Raw genomic sequence first — 6,698 nt, 5'->3', positions numbered from 1 at the left:
AGGTCACCCACGTGTTCCTCACCCGTCCGCCACTCCCTCCCCTCGCGGAGAGGGCGTTCGACTTGCATGTGTTAGGCACGCCGCCAGCGTTCGTCCTGAGCCAGGATCAAACTCGCCATCCAGTTCTGCTTTCCCTCGACCCACTCGCGAGGACCGAGGTTCTATCTTCAGCGGCTGGCTCCCCAGCCTCCGCTGAGCAAACCATCCGCCAAACTTTCAGCTCTGGATCAGCGAAGTCATCAGCGCTGCTCACCTGGATGACTATCTGCGAGCCAATCCTGCCGGCACAGCTTTAACCTGTGCATACCAGGCAAGAGGGCTAGCAAACAGCGCGACCTAGGCGAACACAGCACATCCGCCTCTGCTGTTTTCCACTCTTCAATTGTCAAGGTGCACTGTCGATCACACGCCCCGCCAGAAAGACAGACAAAGATCAGCCGCGTCCCACGTTGCACTCAGGATCAGTCGATCTGCATCCCGACAGAGCGACTCCTTATGACGACCTCGCTCTCAAGGATGCTACGCTGAGGACACCGTACCGCGGTTCTGAAATCTCTGTGGAGAATTTCTGCGAGAGATTTGTCGACCGTCTTTCCGTCCGGCGCGGACTTAATTATGCCATAGGGCTGGGGCCTTGTCAAGAGGGATAGCGGGGAATTTTTCAAATTGGGGAAAAGATTGGCCAGATTGGTGGAGCCTCAGCCGGTCGCGATGAAGGCCAGTATAGGCGAGCCTGGTTCTAAGGCCGTGGGAAGGCAGGCGAGCAAGGTAGCCAGGCTGGACAGGCTGGGGAGGGCGCCGGCGCCGGATGGGGTGAGAAACTAGTATCCGGTGCCGGCGTCGAGTGCTCAGAGCGCTTCTTCTTCATCGCTCTCGCTGATGGTATAGGGTGGTTTCTCGACTGGCACACGATAGCCACGAGGTGCCTGTGAGTTCTCACCCGGGCCAAAGGGTTGCGACAGTTGGGTTGGCGTCGCCAGATCGCTGGTAATAGCGCGTACCAGGCGCTCAATGCGGTCCCAGCGCGGCGGGAAAGAGGCGGCGTAGAATTTCTCATGTCCCTCGCCGTCGTAGATGTAGAGGGTATAGTCACGGTCAATGTAGCGGTAGTCCACTTTGATATAGGGAATACGTACCAGCTCCAAGACCTGCAACGTTGGCCGCAGGCTCGACTGGACTGCCTCAGCGCTGGCACGTCCGGAGACCGCTGCCGCAGTATGTACTTCTTCAACAGCAGCCTGCCAGATGTCGAGCGGGACCGCGTCAGGTGGCGCTGCAGGATGGAGGTTTTCGTCAACCTCAGCGCTGTAGACCAGCTCTCCTTCGGCCTTAAGCAGCTGTTGCTGGGGCAAAGCATCGGTGCCGACGAAGCGATGCCGCGTGCGCAATTCAAAGCTGCGCACGATCTCGCGATGGCGCACAATCTTACCGGTTCCGTTGCAGGCGGGACAGAGCGTAGACCTGGCGCCCTGACAGGCAGGGCAAACACGTTTGCCCGTCACGCAGTCGCAGTCAACTTCGCCGTTAATACAGTCAGGGCAGGGAATGGTGCGCCCCTTGTTAGCCGGGTCGCTGTCCAGGGGATTAGGCACTGGCAGCCCTTGTTGGCGGATGCCTTCGAAAACAGTGGAGACGCGTTCACCGAGGGCGTTGGCCAGTTTTTCGACGCGCCTCTGCAGAAACGGTCGCTTTTTCTGCTCAGCCCAATCGGCCACGTAGCCGCGCCCGCGGCAGGTCGCACAGCGCTTGCGGGCCCGCCCCCGGCAGTCAGGACAGGTAATCCAGCCTCGCCCGCTGCATTCGGTACAGAGCGCATGCCCGGTGCCGTTACAGGTCGTACAAGCTAGCAGCTCATCCAGGCCCGCCAGCCGCGTGCGCGTCGTAGGGGGGCGCAGGTCGCTGACTTCTGGTAGCTCGTAGTCCCAGACAGGTAGCAGCGGCTGCGGTTTGCCCGGCGCCTGACCACTATACGGCTCGCTCACAATCTCCAGGGCCCGGTGTTCCCAGCGCGTTTGCACAGTGATTTCCCAGACTTCGTCGCGGCTCATGGCGACTATGTCCATGTAGGTGCCCAGGTCCCGCGCCACGCGCCAGTTACCTGCAGACCAGCTGTTGACAAGCTGACGAATCCTTTGCTCCTCGATGTCGCTGGGCGGCGCAGGCGGTGGCACTGTCTGCGACTGCTGCCAGTAGGTGCTGGCGCGATCCACTACTTTTTTGAGCTGCTGTTGAACTTCGCTAACTCCCTGGGTCAAAGCCCGCCCCAGCTCTTCGAGACGCTTATCTATATCGTTCGGACCGAGCGGGTTGCCCGGTGTGTTGGTACCCTGTTCCCATTCGTTGCTCATGTCTTTTGCCTCCAGGCTCTGGGCACAGCTCACCGACCAGCCTCTTGCAGCGGCCTGGCGCTGCCCGCAGGCTGGTCAGCCTGGCTGTTTACTCGCTTGCAAGCTGGCTGGGCTGCGCCCTCGCTCTCATCGCGCTATCTCTGATTACCAGTTATACGCTTTAGCCCGCTGCTACGTTGTAGCTGAATCGTCAGGGGCTTTGTTTTGCGCGCTACCTTCTTCAATGCCCTGGCTGGCTCGCTCACGATGAACCAAAGAAAGGAGGAGTGGGCTGCCTGCGTGCACCGGCTGTCGTCGCCCTGGCGTCGCCTGGCCTGCCCAGATCCTCATCTGCCGCTGCCCTGGGCCGTCGATGTGCTTTTGCCCGGCCAGGCCAGGGCCTGCTAGAGCAGAGGAACAATCTCGTACTGCATCGGAACGCCGGTGACTTCTACTTCCCGTTCGTGGATGAGCAGATTGATCTCGCTGCGCACGCCGAAGTCCGGCAGATAGATCCCCGGTTCCAACGAGCAGCAGGTTCCTGGTAAAAGGCGACGTTCATCATGGGTTTCGAGATTATCAAGATGCGCTCCTTCGCCGTGCTCTGCAGTGGTAATGCTGTGACCGCTGCGATGAACAAAGGCCTCGCCATAGCCGGCACGCGCGATGACCGTGCGCACAACGTCGTCAACTTCATAGGCTTGCAGGGGTTGAGTTGTCGCCAGCCGCTGACGGATGAAGTCGAGTCCCGCGTCACGCGCCTGACAGACCAGGGCGAAGACCTCTCGTTGCCGTGAAGGGATCTCGTCCTGCCGACCGACGAAAGCCATCCAGGTGTAGTCGGCATAGATGGCCTCCGGTTCGGGCAGACGGGCCCAGAAGTCGATGAGCAGAAGGTCGCCTTGCCGAATAGGACTGTGGTGCTCAGCGGTGGGCGCGTAGTGTGGATTGCCTGCGTTGCCGTTGACAGCGATCAGTGGCGGCTCTTCAACAAGCAGTCCCTGGGCGCGCATGAGCGCCAGGAAGCGCTGTTGAACACTATATTCATTGAGGGTTCTTCCCGCCTGTAGATCGCTGGTAAGTTCTTCCAGAAGCCTGTCTTTGGCCGCTATGAGGCGTCGCCCCGCTTCACGGTGGCTGGCGATTTGCTGGGGTGTGAGACACGCGACAAAGTGCTGGGCCAGATCGGCTGAGCTGACAATTTCGACCCCATAGCTGCGGACCAGCTCGATTGTCCCGGCATCAACGAGGGAAAGGTAGGGAATGGCATTGTGGGGTGAGTACTCCATTGCGATCCGCCAGCCTGGCTGGAAAAGGTCGCGCAGCTGAGCATGTAGTTCTTGCCAGGAACGGAAAATACGCTGCTCTCCCGGCAGGCTGCGCAGGACATGCGGCTCAACGGCGCTCACCAGGGCGATCGGTTTCCCCTGGGCCGGTACCCAGTAAAACCAGCGTCGGGTAAACATCTGCTCGCGCGGCAGTTCCAGTATCCGATGCGCAATGGGATTGGAACGACGGAAATCGTAGAAGAGCCAGCCCTGTAGTCTCTCCTCTTGCAGGGCCTGCTGAATACGCTCCAGATTCATGGTGGCTTGCTCCTTCTTTATCGCTTCTTTCCTTCACCAGGGGGCACTGCCAGCCCGGGCGCTCGCTCGTTCAGAGGCAGCGAGATTTCAGGGTCTATTCTATCACCTACCGCACTCGCAGCTTTCTCAGCGCGTGACCCCGCACGGCACTCGCCTGCCCACGGAAAAGTGGTCCGGCCAGCCAGGGTTAGCTTGTGGCTCGCTAAGGTGTGGGCGCGACCACCCCTCAACTCCGCTCAACTCCGGCGAGTTTTCTGAGATATATACATCGTTATATATGAATGTTACAGGGGTCAGGAGCGGGGGACCTTCGCAGGGGGTCACGTTGCTTAGAGTTCTCTAGTGTATCGGCAGGGTTCTGCTATGACAAGCCAGGAGCAGCCAGATCCGAAATTTGAGACTGATCAGCCATCTGCCCAGGTCCAACCGCCGTTGGAGGAGCAGGTCACACAACAACTAGAGGCCGGATCAGGGACGCCGGCCTCCGCCATTGAACAGGCACCGACACTCAGACTGAAGGCCCCCAGGAAACGACGCTCTCTAGGGCGCGTGCTGCTAGTAGCACTGCTGCTGGTGGTTCTTTTGCTGGGAGGAGGAGTTGCCTATGGCTACTACTATTTTCAGACGACGATCCAGGAGCCGGTTTCGCATTTTGTGCATCCGGTGAGTCGCAGCAGCGAGGAGCCAACTAATGTACAACCAACCGCCGGAGCCGATATTACCGGTCACTCCTGGAATATCCTCTTGCTGGGTAGCGATAACGACGGCAAATATACGTTTCCTGCCGTTCTTACCCAGGTGATGATGGTCGTACACATTGATCCGCAACAGAACCAGGTCTTTCTGGTTTCGATCCCACGCGACTCCTGGGTCTATATTCCCGAGGTGGGAGGCATGCACAAGATCGACCAGGCTTTTTTTCTAGGGGCCATCCAACACAATAGCTTCGATGATGGGGTGCGCCTGGCGCGTCTAACCATCGAGAAGGATTATGGGATTACCATCGATCGCTATGCCTGGGTAGGTCTGGACGGCTTTGCCAAGGTGATCGATACGCTGGGCGGCGTTGACATCGATCTGACTCATCCTATTGTTGATGATACCTATCCCGATGATGTAGGAGCCAATGCCTCAAATCCCTACGGCTATCGGCGCATCTATCTGCCCGCAGGGCCTCAGCACCTGACCGGCGAGCAGGCGCTAGCATATGTCCGCTCACGCCACGCCGACCTGGTCGGCGATATCGGGCGGACTCAGCGTCAGCAGCAGGTGCTGGAGGCGCTGAAGAAGAAGCTGGATGTGGCAAATGTGATTGAGCATCTTCCGTCACTCATCGCTGATCTGCAAGGCAAGGTCTACACGGATATCAGCGAGCAGGAGATGCTCGGCTTCGCTAACTATGGTCGTACGCTCTCATCCAGCGCTATTCATCAGGTCACGCTCGGCCCCGGTCCCGGCAATCAGAACTATGGCACGCTGAGCACCGTCTACGATCCCTCTGTTGGCTCTGACCAATCGGTGATCTTGCCCGATTGTACAAATATTCAACCGCTCATCAATCGCATTTTCGGCCTCGGCGACGTCCAGAGCTGTAATGTCACTGGCTCGTAAGCCGTTGTCAATGAGTGAGTACAGGTAACCAATCGCAGCGGCCAGGCCTTGTGCGAGCGCCGTGTCTCCCGTGAGCCCGCTCCTACTCCCTGGCAGGAGCGGGGTCCAGATACGGCGCTCGCTCGCTGTTGCCGGCAATGTGCTACAATAGGCTCCAGAGAAACTCACTCTCAGCGCGAGGAGCCTTCGTGATAGAGCAGCAAGCCGCATCCACACACGGCGCCCCAGCTGGTCCCGTCCGCTATTTGCAGTTTGAGCAGCTACTCCAGTTTCCAACTCTTGTCCATGCTATCTTTACCCGTCATGGAGGTTACAGTCAGCCCCCCTGCGCCAGTCTCAATGTCTCTTTTAAGGAAGATCAGCCAGAGGCGGCTGCGGCCAATCGCCTGTTGGCGCTGCAGGCCCTTGGTCTGGAAAGCTGGCCCTGCGCGACAGTATGGCAGATCCATAGTGCCGAGGTAGCCCTTTTTGAACGCGACCGCTGGGAGGACTGGCTCCCGGATTGGCCCTATCGGGCTGTGGAGGTAGCCGGTCACCAGGTGGTCTGGACCCCTCGCCCCCGTCGCAAGGCTGATGCCATTATGACGGCGGAGCGCAATGTGGTGCTGGCGATGTCCTTTGCTGACTGCCTGCCACTCCTCTTCTACGATCCTCAGCGGCAGGTCATTGCCCTGGCACATGCCGGCTGGCGCGGTACAGCGCGGGGGATCGCCCTGACAACGGTCGAGGCGCTGCGCCAGCATTTCGGTTGCGCCCCTGAGAATCTCCTGGTCGGCATTGGACCAGGCATCGGTTCCTGCTGCTACGCGGTGGATGAGCCGGTGCGCGATCTATTCTATGGGCGGAGCGAGTTCACGGAGCTGCCTGTCCGCCCGGAGCTGCGTAACCTGGTAGCCGAGTCTGCCGTATTCTCTCTGGTACCTGCTTCACAGGATTCTTCAGCTGCTTCCGATGAGCCACAGCTCCATCTGGATCTGTGGGAGACGAACCGCCGGCAGCTCTTGCTGGCCGGCGTGAAGGCTGAGCATATTGCGCTCGCTGGTCTCTGTACGGCCTGCCACCAGGAGGACTTCTTTTCCTATCGCGCAGAGCGAGGACGCACAGGTCGCTTTCCGGTGCTGCTGGCACTGCGTTCAGAAGGGGCCTGAGCACGCTAGCCATGAGGCACGAAGTC

Annotated in this window: 5 protein-coding genes and 1 rRNA gene; 3 read left to right on the top strand and 3 right to left on the bottom strand. The window is 59.5% G+C overall.

Going from position 1 to position 6,698, the window contains the following annotated elements:
- Together KTAU_RS17260 and KTAU_RS17255 are read right to left on the bottom strand one after the other, a co-directional pair.
- A 16S ribosomal RNA gene (locus KTAU_RS17260) occupies positions 1-122 on the bottom strand; the annotation flags it as partial.
- Positions 123-848: 726 nt separating this feature from the next.
- A complete protein-coding gene (locus KTAU_RS17255; RefSeq protein ID WP_151729525.1) occupies positions 849-2,348 on the bottom strand; it encodes a hypothetical protein in 1,500 nt (499 codons plus the stop codon).
- Positions 2,349-2,552: 204 nt separating this feature from the next.
- On the opposite strand from KTAU_RS17255, the gene KTAU_RS17250 reads away from it, so the two are divergent.
- Positions 2,553-2,735: a hypothetical protein gene (locus KTAU_RS17250; RefSeq protein WP_151729524.1), complete on the top strand. Its 183-nt coding sequence runs from the start codon at positions 2,553-2,555 to the stop codon at positions 2,733-2,735.
- On the opposite strand, the gene KTAU_RS17245 is transcribed toward KTAU_RS17250, so the two are convergent.
- Entirely contained in the window at positions 2,732-3,913 is a 1,182-nt protein-coding gene (locus KTAU_RS17245) for a M24 family metallopeptidase (protein ID WP_151729523.1), read from the bottom strand. The two genes, KTAU_RS17250 and KTAU_RS17245, sit on opposite strands and share 4 nt — an antisense overlap.
- Positions 3,914-4,276: 363 nt before the next feature.
- Here KTAU_RS17245 and KTAU_RS17240 point away from each other — a divergent pair, with 363 nt between their 5' ends.
- Positions 4,277-5,524 carry an LCP family protein gene (locus tag KTAU_RS17240; protein WP_151729522.1) on the top strand — a complete coding sequence of 416 codons (1,248 nt, stop codon included), beginning with the start codon at positions 4,277-4,279 and terminating at the stop codon, positions 5,522-5,524.
- 188 nt (positions 5,525-5,712) lie between these two features.
- The gene (gene pgeF / locus KTAU_RS17235) at positions 5,713-6,672 is read left to right on the top strand and encodes a peptidoglycan editing factor PgeF (protein WP_170293390.1); all 960 of its coding nucleotides are present in this window, start codon (positions 5,713-5,715) and stop codon (positions 6,670-6,672) included.
- The last annotated feature ends 26 nt before the right edge of the window (positions 6,673-6,698 follow it).

The organism is Thermogemmatispora aurantia, assembly GCF_008974285.1.
In the GTDB taxonomy this organism is placed as follows: Bacteria; Chloroflexota; Ktedonobacteria; order Ktedonobacterales; family Ktedonobacteraceae; genus Thermogemmatispora; species Thermogemmatispora aurantia.
This window is presented reverse-complemented; position numbering and strand designations above follow the sequence as displayed.